The organism is Methanosarcina subterranea (genome assembly GCF_055385895.1).
Map to the genome: position 1 here is coordinate 4,608,200 of NZ_AP042426.1, position 18,405 is coordinate 4,626,604.

At 43.8% G+C, this 18,405-nt stretch carries 9 protein-coding genes; 4 read left to right on the top strand and 5 right to left on the bottom strand.

The window, feature by feature from the left end; genetic code table 11:
• Nucleotides 1–64: 64 nt before the first annotated feature.
• Together ACZ5A8_RS20095 and ACZ5A8_RS20100 are read left to right on the top strand one after the other, a co-directional pair.
• Nucleotides 65–1,180 (top strand): ABC transporter permease, encoded by a 1,116-nt coding sequence (locus ACZ5A8_RS20095; protein WP_464531146.1) that lies wholly within the window; start codon nucleotides 65–67, stop codon nucleotides 1,178–1,180.
• 94 nt (nucleotides 1,181–1,274) lie between these two features.
• Nucleotides 1,275–1,937, top strand: a complete 663-nt coding sequence (locus tag ACZ5A8_RS20100) for an ABC transporter ATP-binding protein (protein ID WP_464534224.1) — start codon at nucleotides 1,275–1,277, stop codon at nucleotides 1,935–1,937.
• 179 nt (nucleotides 1,938–2,116) lie between these two features.
• Here ACZ5A8_RS20100 and ACZ5A8_RS20105 read toward each other — a convergent pair whose 3' ends face one another.
• The 3 genes from ACZ5A8_RS20105 to ACZ5A8_RS20115 form a co-directional block, all read right to left on the bottom strand.
• Nucleotides 2,117–3,040 carry a ribose 1,5-bisphosphate isomerase gene (locus ACZ5A8_RS20105; RefSeq protein ID WP_464531148.1) on the bottom strand — a complete coding sequence of 308 codons (924 nt, stop codon included), beginning with the start codon at nucleotides 3,038–3,040 and terminating at the stop codon, nucleotides 2,117–2,119.
• Between the two features lie 106 nt (nucleotides 3,041–3,146).
• Nucleotides 3,147–3,935 carry a helix-turn-helix transcriptional regulator gene (locus ACZ5A8_RS20110; protein WP_464531149.1) on the bottom strand — a complete coding sequence of 263 codons (789 nt, stop codon included), beginning with the start codon at nucleotides 3,933–3,935 and terminating at the stop codon, nucleotides 3,147–3,149.
• 1,175 nt (nucleotides 3,936–5,110) lie between these two features.
• Nucleotides 5,111–6,748, bottom strand: coding sequence for an IS1634 family transposase (locus tag ACZ5A8_RS20115; protein WP_464531151.1), 1,638 nt, complete (start codon nucleotides 6,746–6,748; stop codon nucleotides 5,111–5,113).
• Nucleotides 6,749–7,399: 651 nt separating this feature from the next.
• On the opposite strand from ACZ5A8_RS20115, the gene ACZ5A8_RS20120 reads away from it, so the two are divergent.
• Nucleotides 7,400–8,020: an FmdE family protein gene (locus ACZ5A8_RS20120; RefSeq protein ID WP_464531152.1), complete on the top strand. Its 621-nt coding sequence runs from the start codon at nucleotides 7,400–7,402 to the stop codon at nucleotides 8,018–8,020.
• Nucleotides 8,013–8,450, top strand: a complete 438-nt coding sequence (gene tsaA / locus ACZ5A8_RS20125; protein WP_464531153.1) for a tRNA (N6-threonylcarbamoyladenosine(37)-N6)-methyltransferase TrmO — start codon at nucleotides 8,013–8,015, stop codon at nucleotides 8,448–8,450. The genes ACZ5A8_RS20120 and tsaA overlap by 8 nt, the downstream gene beginning before the upstream one ends.
• 152 nt (nucleotides 8,451–8,602) lie before the next feature.
• On the opposite strand, the gene cobN is transcribed toward tsaA, so the two are convergent.
• Both cobN and ACZ5A8_RS20135 read right to left on the bottom strand, forming a co-directional pair.
• On the bottom strand, nucleotides 8,603–13,141 hold the full coding sequence (gene cobN / locus ACZ5A8_RS20130; protein WP_464531155.1) for a cobaltochelatase subunit CobN: 4,539 nt from the start codon (nucleotides 13,139–13,141) through the stop codon (nucleotides 8,603–8,605).
• 551 nt (nucleotides 13,142–13,692) lie between these two features.
• The gene (locus ACZ5A8_RS20135; RefSeq protein WP_464531156.1) at nucleotides 13,693–18,015 is read right to left on the bottom strand and encodes a cobaltochelatase subunit CobN; all 4,323 of its coding nucleotides are present in this window, start codon (nucleotides 18,013–18,015) and stop codon (nucleotides 13,693–13,695) included.
• Nucleotides 18,016–18,405 lie beyond the last annotated feature (390 nt).

An 18,405-nucleotide genomic window follows, 5' to 3' on the forward strand; every position in this document is an offset into this window, starting at 1 on the left:
AATCAACAACCTCAAAGCTATTTAAAGTTAGCCGGGATTAGACGCATTCGCACGTGGGATCACTATGTTTGACCTGATCATCCGAAACATAACGAACAGGAAAGTCCGGAGCGCACTGACAATTTGTGGAATAGCCCTCGGGATTTTTGCAGTTATAGTTATGGGCGCCATGTCTGAGAATTTCCACCAGACTTTTGAACGTTCCATGAGTGTGACCAGTGACAAGATCCGGGTCTTTGCCGAAAGCGGGGTTTTTGGAGGAGGGCTTACAGATAATAAGGTAAGTGATGTCTTGAGAGTAGCCGGGGTAAAAGATGCCTACGGGCTTTTAATGACTACCTTTGATGAAGATAAGATGGGCATGACAGGAAAACAGATCCTTGGTGTCCCTCCTGAAAAGTCCAGCGTTGCCCTTAACCCTGTGGAGCTGAAAGCAGGTCGCTTCCTCAATCCGGGAGATTCCTATAGCGTTGTCGTCGGGAACAATATCAAAAGAGAATATGGACTTGAGGTAGGCAGCAAATTTGAAATCCATGACAAATATTTTACCGTTGTCGGAATCCTTGAGTATACAGGTTCCATCTTTGATAATGCCGTAATTATTCCCCTTGAAACTGCCCAGGGCCTGTATAATGTGGGGGATTCGATATCCTATATCTTTGCCGTGCCTGATGAGAGGGTGGATGCTGAGATGCTATCCAAGCGTATAGAGTTAAGCGTAAAAGGCACAAGCACCCTTTCTCCAGGGGAACTTGAGGTGCAGGCAAGGCAGTCCTTTATGATTTTCAGTGTAATAACCATCAGTTCCGGGCTCCTTGCAGCAATTATAGGCGGGCTTTGTGTGATGAATACAATGCTCATGTCCGTTGCCGAGAGGACAAGGGAGTTTGGGATTTTGAAAGCAATAGGCGCAGAAACACGGGATATCCTGCTCCTGACATTGGGGGAAGCTTCATTCATGGGTTTATTAGGTGGAATTCTCGGAATTCTGGTTGGCGTTGGGGCAGTCTATATCATGAATGCTTGGCTTGCAACGACAAGGATCGTCCTTTTCCTGATAACTCCCAGGCTTCTTATAATTGCCATGGTTTTTGCTCTGCTGATTGGCGCTCTTTCCGGGCTTTATCCTGCGTACAGGGCTTCGAAGATGAGTCCTATGGAGGCTTTGAAGCATGCATGAAATGGGAATTGAAGAAAAAAGACTTGAAACTGCGGAAAAGCCGAAAAAAGAAGGAAATAAGCCCAATTTGGGAAACGAAGGGCAGAAAGTCATAATGCAGGTTGAAAATCTTTCCAAGACCTATATACAGGGTAAAATTCCAGTTCATGCCCTTCGCTGCGCCTGCATAACCGTAAGAAAAGGGGAACTTCTTGCGATAATGGGGCCTTCGGGTTCAGGGAAATCAACTCTGCTTGCCCTGATCGGCACGCTTGAAAAAGCCACGGAAGGCAAAATAATTCTCGACGGGACAGACCTTACCTCAGTGCCCGAAAAGCTGCTTCCGGAAGTTAGAAGAGAGAAAATAGGTTTTATTTTCCAGCACTACAACCTGATACCTACACTTTCAGCTCTTGAGAACGTTGAACTTGCTATGCGCTTTTCCGGGGTGCCAAAAAAAGAGAGAAAAGAAAGAGCAAAAGCCCTGCTTGATGACCTGGGCCTTGGAGACCGCCTCAATCATAAACCTACGGAGTTATCCGGGGGAGAGCAGCAGCGGGTCTCTATTGCCAGGGCGCTTGCGAACAGGCCTGCCCTGATTCTTGCAGATGAGCCAACAGGCGAGGTGGACAGTAAAACCCGGGACTCTATTGTCCGTACATTCAAGGAATTGAGCGAAAAAGGACAAACAATTCTTGTGGTTACCCACGACCCAGAGGTTGCAAAAGAATGTTCAAGGGTACTCAGGATCACGGACGGGATGATAAAAGATTATTAAAGACACTATCAACCAGGAAAATTAAAAAGAAGGAATTATAAGCAGATGCATCCAGGCTGAGAAAGATTTATTTTGATCAGGAAGCCGGCTTTCCATTCACATTCGATAAGATATGCACCAGCTTACCCGGACCCGCCAAAAGAAACAAAGCAGGGGACAGAGACCAGAAAGTATGTTCTTTAAATTTCCCCAAACTCCCATCCAAGGTGCTCTTTTATTACGGTATATGCCATGGCGGGCGGAATAATTCCGATATCTGTTACGATCATATCGATGTACTCAGCAGGGGTAAAATCAAAAGCCGGATTTTTTACCTGCACATGAGAGAGGTCTGCAATAATCGCAGGATCGACTATTTCATCTGTATTCCTTTCTTCGATTTCTATAGGGTTTCCCACAATCGTGCTCGGGCTGAACTTGAAGGTCTCGGCGGCTACCATAAAACTCTTTCTGGCTTCATGGGCAGCAAGGGCAAGCTGAGACGTCCCGATCTTATTAACAAGAGCTCCGTTGGCTGCAATCGCATCAGCTCCGACTATTACCTTATCCACTTCTTTCATGTAGTAGCGTACAGCAGAGTCTACAATCAGGGTTGAAGGGATGCCAAAGCTGTTAAGGTGCCGGACAGTTAACAAACCCTGGCGCCGGGGCCGGCTCTCAGTGGCAATAACCGATATGTCCTTTCCTTCTTCAAAAGCTGCTGTAATGATGGAAAGGGCAGCGTGGGAGTTGCAGTGAGTCATTATTACGTCCCCGTCCCGAACTCTTCTTGACCCTATTTTACCTATTCTTCCAAGGGCCTTATCTGCTTTCTCGATAAAGGAATTTGCGTTTTCGATAACTTCCTGTCTTGCTTCTTCTACATTTCCTGAAGAATACCTCGAAGCAAGTTTTACAGCATTCGGAAGGGAAACAGCTGTAGGGCGGGTACTGATAAGAAAACTCGAAACTTCCTGGATACCGGCACTAAATTCCTCCATTGAAGCTGCCTCCAGACCTGCAGCATAATCTCTGATGGCTTCTGAAGCAGCTTTTGCAATCCTGCCTGCGCCCCGGATTTCCATCGTTCGAATCTTTTCTGCGGTTTCCTTAACTTTTTCCATAATATAAAGGATAGTCAGAGCTCGATTTATAGCTATCTTTCCCCGATTTATAGCCAGCCCCCGGAAGTTCCCGAATTCAGGCGATAAAGACTGAATTTAGTTAAATTCAGATTTCAGTTATTTCTTCGGATCTGTCCCTGTAGTAAACAAAAAGGTCTTCTCCCCACCGAAGGGCACCCAGGTCGAAACACATGACGTCCTGCTTATGGTCAAAAATGCCGTCAGAAAAAGGAAGGCTTAGAGAGAGGAACCTGTCAGTAACAACATGAGAAAATTCTATTTTTTCGTCACATACATAGAAACATGTATTCTCTAAATTCAGAAATTCTCTAAATTCAGTTCGATATTCCTCTTTTATCCTCTCATAAACCGGACGGGTTACAAGAAGAGAGATGTCAGCTCCTTTTTTTGCGAAAGAAAGAAAAAGAGACGGGTAAAGAGGATGGAAAATGGAGGCAGTACCTTTTATTCGTCTTGATATCGCAAGGTTTTCCACAAATTCCCTGTGAGGTTCAAAAAGGCGTGTCCTGTCAGGAGGTTCGGAGAATGTACAGTTTTTCAGATCTCCAATCCTGCTCCTCAAAAGGGTAGGTATGCACTCAATTGAATGGTTTGCCCAGTACTTATAGCAGTTACCAAAAACGTTTAACAAACTGACCATTGCCTGCATTCTCCCAGCTACAGCTATACCAAGAGGAGACAGGATGTAAACATCTTCAGTCCTGAATACCAGAGAGTCATCCCTTAGCTTTTTTAACTGAGGAAGGACAGCTACAGCACTGGCATTTAAATGTATTTTTATTTCGTTGATAGTTTTTGGCCCTTCCTTTAAAAATAAAAGAAGATCTTTTCTTTTCTCAGAGAGGAAAATTAATTCGAGAAGCTGGCTGTTCATGTTTTTGAGATATACGTAAGCACTTGATAAGTATCTTTCGTATTTTTCAGTATCTTTCCTTCCAAAAATATTCAATTAGTTAACATTTTCCATTAATCTGTATGAAAAAAATTTAACACATTGCACCGATGGAAAAGTATAAATTTGAATAAATATTACAGAGTAAAAAATCATAGAAATTGAGAATGTAAGAAATCGCTTTTAAGTCAGAGTAACTTGATTTTGAGGCAGCTAAATAATTTAATGGGAAGTAAATTTTAAGGTCGTATAGGTTATATACCTCTATAACATAAAGAGGAAGTTGACGATTAAGAGTTAAGGGGTTTTTCTCTTAATCGTAGGGGTTGAATCACACAATTGGGAGCCAAATCAGAGGTGGCAAAAGGCTCCCAATTCTAATACCAGTATTTTTGAAGAGTTTTCATCCGTAAAAAATATTTAATCCCGAATTATTCGGACATCTAACTTTTAAAAAATTGTTTAGTTTGATTCCAATAATTTTAGGTAGTGACGTCCAGATTGGAGAGGTTATGAATTGGGAAGGCTCTGATTGAAAAAATTGTAAGCCAAAAAACCAGATTTGAACTTCATGAATTGAAAAAAACTTGATTGTAGATTTTCAGATCCTGAAATAAATTTTCAGGAGGATAAAAGAAATGAAGAAATGAGGCATCTTTTGATCTTCTCTGAAAGTTTTAACGTAGATGAAATATATAATGTGAACAAATTTTTCAAAGCCATATAAGAAAAATAAGAACGTCCATAATTTGAATCATAACCAATATTTCATGTCGTTTATGTTATATAATTAGAAACCGTAAAAAGTGATAGAGATTGAGAGTAAAGGGTTTCCTCTCAGTCCAATGGGGTTGGATCATCAGTAGGGACCTCTGGACAAATATGGTCCCTATTATCCTTATAGAAAATAATCATAAAGCTTGAATTCTCTGAAAGTCTGATTCTCTCAAAATCTAATTTTCTTAAAGTCTGAGTTTTCTTTTAAAGACTGATTCTTTTAAAACCTGAATTTTCTTTTCTAAAAGGAAAATATTTCTTAACTGCTGGTTTTAAATAGTCAACTGATTCTCAAACCGGAGTTTCTAAGATATTAAAAAAGAAAGGCTCTTGGCTATGATTATTCACAGTCTAACAAAAAATTAATTAAGTTGACGACTTCAACTTGGGATATACTCCCCAAGTTGAAGTTTTGTAAAGATCTCCGCAGTTTCTTTGTTCATTTCCTCTACGACAAACTCTGCGTTTTCCCCTCCTTTTCCATTGTATACTAATCCTATTCTTATCTTTTCAAGATTCTCGGCCAGCTTTTGAATTGTTAGCTCCTGGTCATCGATCAAATGAAGCAAATAATTGTGTAGCAGTAACCCCATTACACAGAGAAACACATGGGCTCTGATCTTCATATCCTTTCTGACATACACAGGCTTTACCGGTATCAGTAACTTGTCTTTCAGCCACTTTATATCCTCTTCAATCATGTTTCGGGAATCGTACATGTCCACAATTTCTTTTGTTGCAATATTATCCTTATCAGTAAACACAACAGTCTTTCCCATCCCTAAAAGAAACTCTTTTTCCTGATCATCATTTAAACTGAAATAAAGTTGTAACTCTCCCTCTTTTTCAACGACATTGTAATCAAAGAGACCTCTATATTGCTTTGGAATTGTATCAACAATACGATTCATGAGACCTTTTGATGTCATTTTTCTGCCTTTTCCTTTACGGTTAAGTTTTGAGCTTATTTCTCCAATCTTCTCCAGGATATCAAATTTTTTAACTTCCCACTCATGCATCTGTTTTCGACTAGTAATTTCAGTGTATTTTATGACTCCAGTAAATTCTTTATCATACCAGTTTCCGTTTACACGATGAGCTTTGATGATATTCTTTTTTCCATTCTCCCATTTTTCTTCAAAATCGGACAAAGGAACATGGAATAAATCTTTGCACATCGAAGAAGGTAAAGCCCCAACAACGTGCATTTTATCCAAAATATGTTCTATGTTATCTGTAGAGTTCATTCCTCTATCAAAAACAATTGTTATTTCCTTAAGAGGAATCCCTATCTCTTCTATACGTTTGCAGATACTGTCAATCAGATCGGAGAACAGAGTTACATCAGGAACGTTTGCTGGATACGTAATTGTCTGAAAAGGAAGGTTTCCGTTTGAAGTTGTCAAACCAACTCCGATGAGGTTCTTATCATATCGTTTATCTTTGGAAAAACCTTTTTTTGGAAGATCCTCCCCATGCTCGATGTGAGTATAAAAGTTAGTTGTATCAAATGTTAGCTTCGTTGGCCTTATTCCTTTTTTGATCAATGTTTGAGAGATATCAAGTTCGATTTTGCGGATTGTTTCTTCATCCAATTTTTCCATGTAATTCAGGAAGTTCTGACTTGAGAGTTTGTACTTTGGCTTCATGAAAAATTGAAGTGAACTTTCTTTAAAATAGTCATCAAGAACGTTTCTGCTTAAGGAATGTTCGGATCTACCAATGATGATTAGGAGAATATATTCTGCTGGGGTGAGACCTTTTATGTTTTTCCGATCAATGTGTTTGTTCAGACTTTTGATTAACCCCACGTCTTCAGCTGCCTTGAGTAAGGCAGCTGGTTTACCAAAAGAGTAGGAAGCTACCTTTTTTTCAGTGTTTTTTGTTATGAGCTCATAAACATGGTCCGCGGTTCCAACATATTTTTGAATTGTTTGAACTACTTTTCCATCGATCCATTCATTCTTGATGACATAAAGATATTTATTGCCTTTTATAGTTTTGATCTTGAAATGCATGAGATTTATTAGACCCTAAATACATATAAATTCTTTGAATTATTCTATTATTAATTTTGCCATAAATAATCCTATTGATATTTTTATTTTTTATGTAATATGAGTAAGATTTGGTGACAAATAATTAAAATTAGTTAGACCCTATGAAAAATAAGCCGAATGATATCACTTTTAATCATAAAGTATAAACTCCGGTCAAATGAGTCTTTGTATGTTGGTTTTTGGACGGTTTTTGGATGGTTTTTAGATGGTTTAGATTTCTGAGAATAATTATTACAGGCAGCAGGCAAGCTGCCTGTAAAAGGATTTACGTCGTTTACTATCTGGTTTTCACTTCGTTTGTACTTTGAAGGCTGAACTTACTTTGAAGGTAAAACTGATTATCCGTAGAGCATCATAATATAAATATTAATTTAGATAGAAAAAGATTGAGGGAAGGTTTGATGACCTGATATCTGCAGCATATGGAGAAAAGAATAAGAGAGACAAATTAATATCATAACTTTACAGCTTTTTAAAATAATACCGATGTCGATCCGTGGTTAATACTTCAGATTTTTTTTGTAATAATAATTAAATACAAAATTTATAAATAGTATTCGAAGAATATGAAACTGAGTAATTAAATTAATCTGATATATCAGAAATGTATTGGAAGTAGGAGCTGAGAACCTGGATTTCAATAATGCTAATTTCGATACCGCTGTAAAGTTCCACGGACACGTCTGCCCCGGCCTTTCTTTAGGGTACAGAGTGGCTATGCTGGCTGCCGAGCGTTTCAGGGACCGGAGCGAAGATGAAGAACTTGTTGCAGTTGTGGAAAACAGATCATGTGCAGTAGATGCAATTCAGGCAATCAACGGCTGCACCTGCGGGAAAGGAAATCTCATATTTAAAGAACACGGGAAGCATGTATACACATTTTTCAAGAGAGGGGACAAAAAAGCCCTGAGAATTTCCCTGAAACCTGACGTTCTCCCACAGGACGAAAAACACACTGCGCTCTTCGCAAAACTGAGGGCAGGCACTGCAAACCCCGAAGAAGCAAAAGAGTTTCGGGCTTCGCATGAAGCAAAAAGTCAGAGAGTACTGGAAATGCCAGAAGAGAAACTCTTCAGTATCAGTGAAGTGGAAATCGAGCCTCCGGAAAAAGCCATAATCTATCCTACCCTCATCTGCAGCAAGTGCGGAGAAGGCTTTATGGAACCCCTGGGAAGAGTGAAAAAGGGGGAAATCGTCTGCATCTCCTGTTTTGAGGCAAAAGATGAATGAAAATGCGGAGATAATCCCCAAAAAAGTAGAGTTTACCCCTATAGGCTATGTTGAGAATGACTACCTTGAGCCGAAGCATAATGAAGAGATCTACGAAAAGGTTTCAAAAATTATCATTAAAAAAGACCTGATGGACGGGCTTTACAGAGTAGAAGAGCTTGAAAAACTGTATATCCTCTTTTATTTCAGCAAATCAAAAGGATACAAACTAATCCACCGCCGCCGCTATGACGGGGAGATGTCAGGAGTTTTTGCAAGCAGGAGCCCGTACCGCCCTAACGGGATAGGACTCACCCTTGTAGAGCTCTTGAAAGTAGAGGGCAACGTGCTCCATGTAAAAGGCCTTGATGCCATCAACGGGACGCCTGTGCTGGATATTAAGCCATATATGAAAGATATAGAAGAAAAGGAAGAAGAAAGTACGGACTGAAAAAAGGTCTTAACAACCAGAAAAATCAGGTATTCAGGAGCAAAACATAGGACTGGAAAAGACCTGACCTGTATAAAAAAGAAAGGAAAGAGGGAACCCCCCTTTTTCCAGACATTAAAGCTGTTTTTAAGAATTCAAGCTATTATATATCGTTAAAACTTTTTCTTCCGCATTCCCAGATAAATTCCGCCGGCTGCGACCACCACAAAGAGGGTCCCTAAGATATCGGCGCCAGAGAAGGACATGCCTCCACTTTCGGTTTCCTCGACAGGCTCTTTCTGCATCTCATAGCCCTCTACATAATTGGAATCTGCAGCTTGTCGGACCTCCGGAGCGGGTTCCGGAGAATCCACACCATAACCGGCATCTGAATTCTGGACAGTCTGGTTGCTAGCTGATTCCCCGGTGCTTGCAGTCTGGTTGAGTTTTTCGGCAACACTCGTCTGGTGCCCTTTGCTGCTGCTGTGCTTTTCAGGCTCCTTCTGCTCAAGAGATTCCTGCGTAGCTTCTTCAATTGCTTCGGTGAAACCGGGTACTGAGACCATGCCTGATACGTAGCTGTTGAGGAGAGGATTCCCACAGGTGTGATGGCAGCAGGTGACCCCTTCTTCGACCACGGACTCTGCGTATTCCGCAGCCAGGCTTTCAAGTACCTCGTCCGAGGCGTCCCAGTTGCCCTTGCGGGAGGTCTCCAGCATCCGGGCTGTCATGGACTGGTACGCATAGGGGTTGTTTTGTTTTATCCAGGCGCTTAATTCCTGGTCTGCCATATAGGTCTGATATACCTGATTCCACATCTTATCACTGATCAAATCCGGGTTTGTGGCTTCCCAGCCCCAGAGGTTCTCAATGAAGTCCGACATTTCCCTGGCCCCTGCATAACCATGCCCCTGCATACCGTCGATCCATCTGGGGTTGAAATAGCGGGAATAAGTTTCCCTTGTTAGGAACTCTGCCAGAGTTTCGACTTGCTCGTCTCCTCCGGTCAGCATGTTCGTTATAAACGAATCCGGATATTCTCCTCCCGAAACGGAGCTGACTGCGAGATTCAGCCCTCCCAGGTACTGGAAGAAGTCGTCGTTGTCCAGAGTCCCGTAGAGGTTTGTGCTCCGGCTGTGCACTGTGGCTTCAACCCCTTCAAGGTTCTTTTCGAAAAGCTCCCTCAGGTTTTCGCCCCAGACGTATTCTCCGTAGGCATTGCACATCTTGCTGATGTAAAGCTCTGCAAGCTCGTCGTTGCTCTCCCAGGTATTACTTGCAGAGACCGCGTTGGGAAGGCCTGTCCCGTAAGCTCCGTCCGAAGACCCGAAAATCCTGAGCAGGGCCAGGTCCAGAGCCTCACTTTCATTCAGTGAACCTTCACTCATCAAAGAGGCTTTCAGGACATCAGCATTTTCCCGCACATAGTTAGGAGAGTCTTCCTGGGCGTAAGCCAGTTTTACAGCTTTGTCCAGCAGGCGCACCTTGTCAGGATACATGTCCCTGTAAAGGCCTGAGATCTGGACCACAACATCAACTCTGGGTCTGCCCAGGGTCTCCATGGGGATAGCTTCCACATCAACTACCCTGCCGCTGTTCCACACAGGCTTGACCCCGAGCAGGTAGAGGATCTCTGCCTCCATAACCCCTTCGTGCCTTGTGGTTTCCCCTGCCCAGAGGACATAAGCCACCTTTCTCGGGTAGGTCCCATGTTCGGCAACATAGGCATCAAGCATCTGGTCCGCCATCTCCTGCCCTAAAGTCCAGGCAGCCTCTGTTGGCACTATCCGCTGGTCAAAAGCGTAGAAGTTTCTTCCCGAAGGCAGTGCTTCCGGATTTCTAACAGGGTCGCCTCCCGGGTTTCCGGGGATGAACCTGCCGTCCAGGGCATTAAGGACCTGCTGGATTTCCTCTTCCCCAAGAGCCAGGTTTGCAGCGTATTCTTCCGCACTGGAAAGGAAGGTACTGACAGTTTCATTGCCTGCTCCGAGCACCTGCGTCTGAGCCTCCGTGGAATTGCCTCCCTGGTTCAGGACCAGGTCAAGCAGATAGAGCTGGGCACCTTCGGTTCCATTGAATTCATGAACCGAATCGGCAAAGTCAGCGCCTAGCATGGAATTTACCATACCCACAAGCTGCTCTCCTTTCGGGCTTGTGCCCAGGGTGTGCAGCCCGTAAGGCATGGACTGGCTCTTATATTCATCCAGAAGCTCTTCAAGCCCTTCCAGGAAAACGGTATTAAAGTAAGTCTCGTTGTTTTCCGCCTCTGTCATGTTGAATTCTTTATCCAGGGAAAGGGACAGGGTCAGGTTTAAAACTTCAGACCTGTGAGCCGCTTTAAGGGAAGCGTCTACCTCTGCCTGTTCATAGTTCTGTATAGCTTCGCTCAGGTTTGCATAGTCCCCGTAGCTTCCTGCTGAAATAATCGGTGGGACAAGGTGGTCGACGATGACTGCCCCACCTCTGCGTTTTGCCTCATTGCCTTCTCCAAGCCCGTCCATAACGTAAGGGTAAATCACGGGCAGGTCCCCGATCATCAGGGAAGGCCAGTCGTACCTCGAAAGCCCGAACTCTTTTCCAGGCAGCCATTCCTGAGTCCCATGCCTGCCGAAATGGACCAGAGCATCACTGCCAAACCCGCCTTCCTCTTCAGAATGCTGGAGCCAGAGATAGAAAGCAATATACTGGTGGTGGGGAGGCAGTTCTGAATCATGATAAAGAGCCTCACTGTCATCAAGCCAGCCTCTCGAAGGCTGCGGAGCCAGAAGCACGTTCTCCCCAACCTCGATTCTGGGGATCACGAGGTATTTTCCACTCTCGTTTTCCCAGACCATGATCTCCCCCGGAGCCGGGCCCCACTGGTCAGTAACCTCCTGCTGCCTCTCTTCAGGGAGTCCAAGGAACCATTCTTCATAGGTACTTTCAGGAAGGAGAATGACCTTGCCTGTAGCAACCATCTTCTCGAGTTCCCCCGGAGCCCAGGTCCCTATATTGATGCCCTGAGTAAGCATCAGGTTAAGGAGTTCGGTCTCGTTCGGGGCCTGGCTTTCATTCAGGGCATATCCGCCGACAGCCATAGCGTCAAGCAGGCTGGACAGACTGGGGACGATATCAAGATAGGAAGCCCCTATGTTGTCCTTTCCCCCTCCGTGGTTATAATAAATTATAGCAATTTTTTTATCGGATTCAGGAATTTCCCCGAGATTCACCCAGCTTTCGACCCGGTCAATGAGCCAGCCTACCTGGTAATCTATGGAAACTGAAGTCTCGGTCTCAGTTTCGGGATCTATTTCCGTTGCAGCCATTATTACCGGGTCAATAGCCCCCCAGAGTTCCTGCAAATCGAGTTTCATCATCTTATCCGCAGGAAGCGGTCTGCTGCTGGCTTCGTACTCGGTCCTGTTCATGTAATTGTTAACAATGCCGTTGATTATAGGCACATCAAGCTCTTCGGCATCAAACTTGTTGCCAAAGTACGTAAAAGAGATGATTGCGTCCACAAGGACTTCGTCTCCCTGCTTGAAAAAGTCTCCAGAGGAAAGGGAATCCGACCCGTAAGTGGCAATAACATTGTAGTCCCTTGCTTCCAGTTCCGAAATCAAAGCGTCAATGGGCTCAATCTGAAAGGGGAAATAGCTCTGGTACATGGTAATTGCAACTGTGGGCTTTGCCGGATCGTAGACGTGTCCTCCGTCGCTTCTGTTCGAGTACCAGGCAATGTAGGCATCAAGGGAATCGGTGAAGTAACCTGTCATGTTCGTATGGTAGATCGCCCTTTCTGGAAGCGTATGAGGGTCTTCGTACAGGAGGTCAGACCTGTCGCAGCAGTCGCTGGCGATGCAGAATACAAGGTTTTTCAGGTTGCTCTGGTCGTAAGCCCCGTTAAGCCAGTAATTGTTTAGTTTTTCTCTGTAGCTCTCTATCTGGTCTTCAGAAAGCGGGATGCTCTCGTTCAGCAGAGTATCGTCATCAATAACCACACATCCATTAGCAATCGCCACATCCACCGTGGGTGTGAGCTTCTGGACAGTTGACGGGCTTAGCATGTTGATGTAAATAATGTCCATCCCACTCAGGTCAACGTCATTTTCCATCACGTAGTCAGCCATAAAACAGCTGAGAGTAAGGTTCAGGCTACTGTTACTGTTGATATCCTGTACAAGGTTTTTGAGGGGGAGCTCATGGCTCCGGTATCCTGTAACAATAGCAATATCCAGATGCTGGCCGGTGCTGGAATTCACCGGAGTTTCTGTTACCACTTCCCTCAACAAAAGAACATCTGTGTATCCCAGAGATATAGGGTCCCCGTTCATCTGTTTCTGGCGGGTGAGCCCGCTGATTGTAGCACTGCCGTCAACTCCACTGCCCTTAAGGTCAAGAATAGCCTGGGACCCATTTGCATCGACATCTCTGCTTGAAGTATCAAGATTAATCGAAAGGTCCGTCCCCTGGACCTGGATTTGTTCGTCAGCGCGGCGCCATTTGTCCTCGCTGTAAAGAGCGACAAGCGTATAGTTTCCGTCCGGAATCCCGGAAAGCAGGTAATTACCTTCAGCATCACTGGTAGTGTTGGCAACAAGTTCATACTGAAATGCTTCACTTCCTGCCGCCGGGGAGGCAGAAAACAGCATTAAAAGAATTAAAATTGTCAATCCGGAAGCTTTAATTTTTTTATTCAAAGGGTCTATTTCTTTATTCGACTGTTCTTTCATAATCCCTACTCCAGAAAATTATTAAGTTCAGCGCTGTGAAAACCCCGCATATTAATCTTGCTTCTGTATGCTGCTTTCAGGAAACTCCTGAAATTTCAACTTTGAAGTTCCACCAGCAGACACGGCAAATCAAATCAACAGAGAAAATAAAATTACACAGCGAACCAATAACAAAAGTAAACTTTACTTATTAATGCAGAGAAAAAACATCATTCGATATGAATTATTGAATGATGTTTTAGATAGCTATAGCCTTAATAAACCATCAGCCTTTCACCTCAAAATATAAACAATACCAGATTATTCGAACGCAATTTTACTTTATTTACATAAAAACCTGCGATTTTTGATAATAGTTATTAGCCATAAAGATAACAAAAATAGGGGAGCAGTAGAAAGGACGGAATAAGGTGCCTTATTATTCGATCCAAATATTAGAAAAAATTGAACTACAGGTTAAAAAAAGGAAGAGAACAAAAAAGGAAGAGAACAAAAAGGAGGGAAATGAGAAGAAAAGAGCATGAAATAAAAGCTCCCTTCTTCCACCGTATTTACATTTTCTTTTTACGGAACCCGAGATAGATACCTCCAACTGCCACTATCACGAAGAGAATTCCGACAATATCAGAGCCCGAGAAGGACATACCTCCAGTTTCGGCTTCTTCGACGGATTCTTTCTGCATTTCATAGCCTTCCACATAATCAGATTCAGAACTCTGCCGGACCTCAGGAGCAGGTTCTGGAGAATCTGTTCCGTATCCCGTGTTAGAGTCCTGAACAGTCTGATTGCTGTCCTGGGATTCGGAATTTGCTCTGGCTGTCTGGTTCAGTTTTTCGTCAACACTCGTCTGATGCCCTTTACTGCTACTGCTGCTGCTCTGAGTCTCTTCAGTTGTTTTCTGAGTTTCGACCTGGGTTGCAGCTTCTATTTGCTCAGAGTAGCCCGGAACAGATACCATTCCGCTTACGAACTCATGAAGCAGGGGATTTCCGCAGGTATGGTGACAGCATGAAGCCCCATTCTCAGCCACGGACTCTTCATATGCTGTTGCAAGGCTCTCGATAACCTCGTCCGAAGGTGTCCAGTAATCGTGCCTGACAGCTTCAAGCATCCTGGCAGTGATTGACTGGTAAGCGTCCGGATTATTCTGTTTGAACCACTCTCTCATAGAAGCATCACTGGCATAGGTCTCGTACACCTGCTGCCAGACAGTGTCGTCTACAAGGTCAGGATCACTGACTTCCCATCCAAAGAGGTTGTCCACAAATTCTGACATCATGCTGCCGCCTGAATATCCTGAGCTTTGCATCCCCTCGATCCATTTGTCATTGAAATATCTGGCCCGCAGGTCCTTGCTGAGGTACTCCTGCATTCCCACCATCTGAGCCCCGTCCAGGTCACTTGTGTCCGAGATATACATCTCCGGAGTGTTGCCGCTAATATACCTTGTTGCCAGGTTCATGCCGCCGAAATACTGGAAAAGGTCATCATTGTCAAGGGAGTCGTAAAGATTTGAAGAGGACGAATGCACGGAAGCTTCAACGTTTTTCAGGTTGCCTTCAAGGAGTTCTCTGGACTGTATGCCCCAGAAATCCTCTCCGTAAGCGTATCCCATTTTGTCCAGGTATACATTTGCAATAGCTTCTTCGTCGTCCCATGTCCCGCTTGCACTGACCGCATCTGAGACTCCGATATCATAAGTACCGTCCATTACCGCAAAGCAGCGCATTGTAGAGAGTTTTGCTGCAGTTTCACTGTCATACCCTGCGGAGACAAGGGTATCGTAGAGTGTAAGGGAACTCTGATTAACGTAGTTGGAGTAGTTTTCGCCAGGAAGAGAACTTGCAAGTTTTACAGCGCTATCTACCATCTTAATCTTATCCGGGAAAGCATCCCTCATTCCTGCGGTTGTGTAGACAATATCAATACGCGGTCTCCCCGGTTTTGACGTATCATAGTTTGGCAGCAATTCTTCTTCAGGGATAGCTTCAACTCCGGTCACATACCCGTACTCGTCCCAGACAGGCTGTACTCCGAGCATGTAAAGCACTTCTGCTTCCAGAGTTCCGTGGTCTGCAATAAACTCCACCCCGAACCTTGAGAATGAAACCTTTTCAGGATATTCCCCATGCTCGCTATAGTAGTCCTCAAGCATCTGGATTGCAAGAGATTTTCCGATCTCCCATGTTGCTTTTGAAGGATAGAGCTTCGAATTTATGCTGTAATAGTTGCGCCCTGTAGGCACAGCATCCGGATTCATTATCGGGTCCAGTCCAGAACCTGGAGAGATGAAGCCTCCGTTTAAGGCTGAAAGAATTTTGTCAATTTCCACATCACAGTCAAGAAGCCGGTCCCTGTATTCCAGTCCAAGTTCAAGGTCGAGTGTAACCGAACTGTTTGTTTCTCCGTAAACTTCAAGCTGCGCCGCGGAAACGCCAGTATTATTGGTTACGACCTCCCAGACAAGTCTGGTAACTTTTGTATCATTTAACGGAATTCCGAGAGGATAAACAGATTCCGGATAGAAGGCAGTAACATTATTCTCAAAGCTTCCTTCAAGCATAGCCCTTACCATTGCAGAGAGTTCATCTTTTTCAGGATCTGTCATGTTCGTTCCGGGAACACGGCTGAGAACGTGCATCCCGTATGGAATATTTTCATTTCCTACATCTTCCAGATACTCATGAAGGACATTTTTGACGAAATTTTCAAATTCCTCTTCACTGTAATTCTGGAGAGCGGTTACATTCTCCATTCCAAGATCGACACCAAGGTTAAGTGCCGTTATCTCATCGATTATTGCCTGCCTGTATCCTGCCCTCGTCTGGGAAGTAATGCTGGGATCGTAGTACTGCTGGACATCAATTGAGAGGTTCAGCAAGCCTCCATAAAGCCCGCTGCGTTCGAGAGTTGGAGTCAGGTGATCAATGATCAGGGCATTGCCCCTGTACTCCGCAGTTATTCCTTCTCCCACGTTGGCAACTATATAGGGGTAGATATTCGGAAGGTCCTGAAGAAGCAGAGGAGACCAGTCAGAAGTCCTATTCATACCATAAGTAGAACCCGGAAGCCATTCATGCGTACCGTGAGTACCCATATGAATAAGCGCATCAGGCTGCCAGTCATGATTCAGCCAGAGGTAGAAAGCTATGTACTGGTGTGTTGGAGGTACAACACTGCTGTGGTAAAGGGTGTCATTGTTTTGCCCTGTCCCCCTGGCAGGCTGAGGCATGAGCCAGACGTCTCCGAAACGCACTGCAGGAATTACAATGTACTTTCCGGTTTCATTCTCATAGACCATAACACTCTTATCCTGAGGCAGATCTTCAGACCAGGGTTCTCCCCATTCGGCTGTTACGTTGGCTCTCAGGTCTTCCGGAATTTCAGACTCAAACCACCCTCTGTAGGTCTCCATGGGTATGAGGTGAACTCCCCACTCCGTCTTATTTTCTACCATTTCATTCAAAGCACCCGGAGCCCAGGAACCGATATTGATACCCTGAGCCTGAAGCATTTCCATGAGTGCACTGCTATTATCAGGAATTCCGGAGACCTCATACCCGCTTTCATTCATTGAATTGAGAAGATCAAGCATGCTCTGGGTGGTGTTGAGGTAATTTGCCACTATATTGTCTTTTCCTGAAGGGTAATTGTAATAGATGACAGCTACTTTCTTGTCTTCATTCTCTTTTAGCTTCAGTTCTGCCCAGTTGATCGACCTATTTGCCATCCAGTCGACCTGTACAGGCAGTGGCTCATAATTGCTTTCTCCGGTTTCGGAGTCGTAATTATCAAACCCTATTACAATGTATTCAAAAATCCCATCAATACTCGGAAGCAGGGTCTTATACACAACTTCACTGCTGGGAATACCCCTGTTGTTGTCAGCTATGTCTGTAGAATCAGCAGGGTTTGAAACAACCAATCCCGTGAGGACAGGAACGTCAAGGTCTTCAAGCTCCTGTACACCTTTATCAGGATCTTCGTAATTCAAACGGAAGCTCTTAAGAGAAATTACACACTGGACAAGAGGTTCTCCATTTTCGTCAAAGTAAAACTTGTGGATATCATTGAAGGTATCAAAGCCTGCAATTACATTGCAGCCCTTTCCTTCCAGATCACGAATAAGGGCGTCTATGACTTCAAGGTTATCACCTGTATAATCGGAAGCGTGGAACCAGATCCCTATAGTGGGCTTACTCTTGTCGTAAATATGTCGTGACTCAGTTGTGTTAGAGTACCATTCAAGGTAATCGGTGGTATTTTCAAACCAATCGGGCTGAGATTCGTTTGTAGAAGAACGAGCATCCGGATGATAGAGCGCAGCTTCGGGGAATTCTACAGGGTCCTGATAAACCCAGCTGTCAGTAAGTTCGGGTTTATCTCCGTAAGTTTTTGCGAGATAAATAAGGAAGTTTTCAGCGTTTTTCTTCAGGACTCCCCTAGAACCCATATTGTAGAAGAATTTCTCTTCAGTAGAATTATATGGGCTAGTTCCGGTAAAGATCTGATCATAAGTTGAAGTGTTAATATATGTCGGATCCATCATTGATGTAATGTCTATTAGTGCAGTCCCATTTTCATGAGCACTTTCAAGGTCATCCCCGATATCTTCGAACTGCGACCAGAGCATGTAAGAAAATATTACATCCTGGTTTTCAAAGGTGATGTCAGTGAAGTTGGCATACCCGGAAATATATGTTACATTTATACTTGCATTGTATGGATTGGACTGCTCTGCCGCAGCAAGGGCGCTCCCATCATAACAGATAAAAGTGAGATTCACCTGATTTTCATCAGCCGATACATTCTGTGCCAGCAGTAGAAGAACCACCGCACATAAAACCAATAACCTGCTTTGTGCCGTACGCATCTTATCCCCAGTCAATCTATCATGAAATCTGGGGCACCCCGGGAGAAAAATAATCAGGATGCCCAGCTCATCAGACTATTTTATTTTAAAAGTTTGCGAATTTTCGGAACTTACATTAAAACAGCCGTCAAGTTTTGAATCTGAGATTGGAAGCTCTCGATCATAACTCTTAATTCAACCTCAGAACTTCCACAAATAAATGAGCAGCCGATTCTGTTTAATACCTTCAACATTCGGAGCATAAGGGAATAAAATACATAAAAGACGGTTTTTGGCTCACAATTGTTAGCTATTCGGGTAAAATGAAAAGAAAATAGATTTTTAGATAAGAAAGAAATAAAAATGGGATACATTGGTCATCGGTTAAGGAAAAATCGTTATCACTTGCAT

What these genes read in the sequence shown, in the direction of transcription:
- ACZ5A8_RS20095 (WP_464531146.1), top strand. Translation starts at nt 65, where the DNA reads ATGTTTGACCTGATCATCCGAAACATAACGAACAGGAAAGTCCGGAGC.
- ACZ5A8_RS20100 (WP_464534224.1), top strand. Translation starts at nt 1,275, where the DNA reads ATGCAGGTTGAAAATCTTTCCAAGACCTATATACAGGGTAAAATTCCA.
- ACZ5A8_RS20105 (WP_464531148.1), bottom strand. Translation starts at nt 3,040, where the DNA reads ATGGAAAAAGTTAAGGAAACCGCAGAAAAGATTCGAACGATGGAAATC.
- ACZ5A8_RS20110 (WP_464531149.1), bottom strand. Translation starts at nt 3,935, where the DNA reads ATGAACAGCCAGCTTCTCGAATTAATTTTCCTCTCTGAGAAAAGAAAA.
- ACZ5A8_RS20115 (WP_464531151.1), bottom strand. Translation starts at nt 6,748, where the DNA reads ATGCATTTCAAGATCAAAACTATAAAAGGCAATAAATATCTTTATGTC.
- tsaA (WP_464531153.1), top strand. Translation starts at nt 8,013, where the DNA reads ATGAATGAAAATGCGGAGATAATCCCCAAAAAAGTAGAGTTTACCCCT.
- cobN (WP_464531155.1), bottom strand. Translation starts at nt 13,141, where the DNA reads ATGAAAGAACAGTCGAATAAAGAAATAGACCCTTTGAATAAAAAAATT.
- ACZ5A8_RS20135 (WP_464531156.1), bottom strand. Translation starts at nt 18,015, where the DNA reads ATGCGTACGGCACAAAGCAGGTTATTGGTTTTATGTGCGGTGGTTCTT.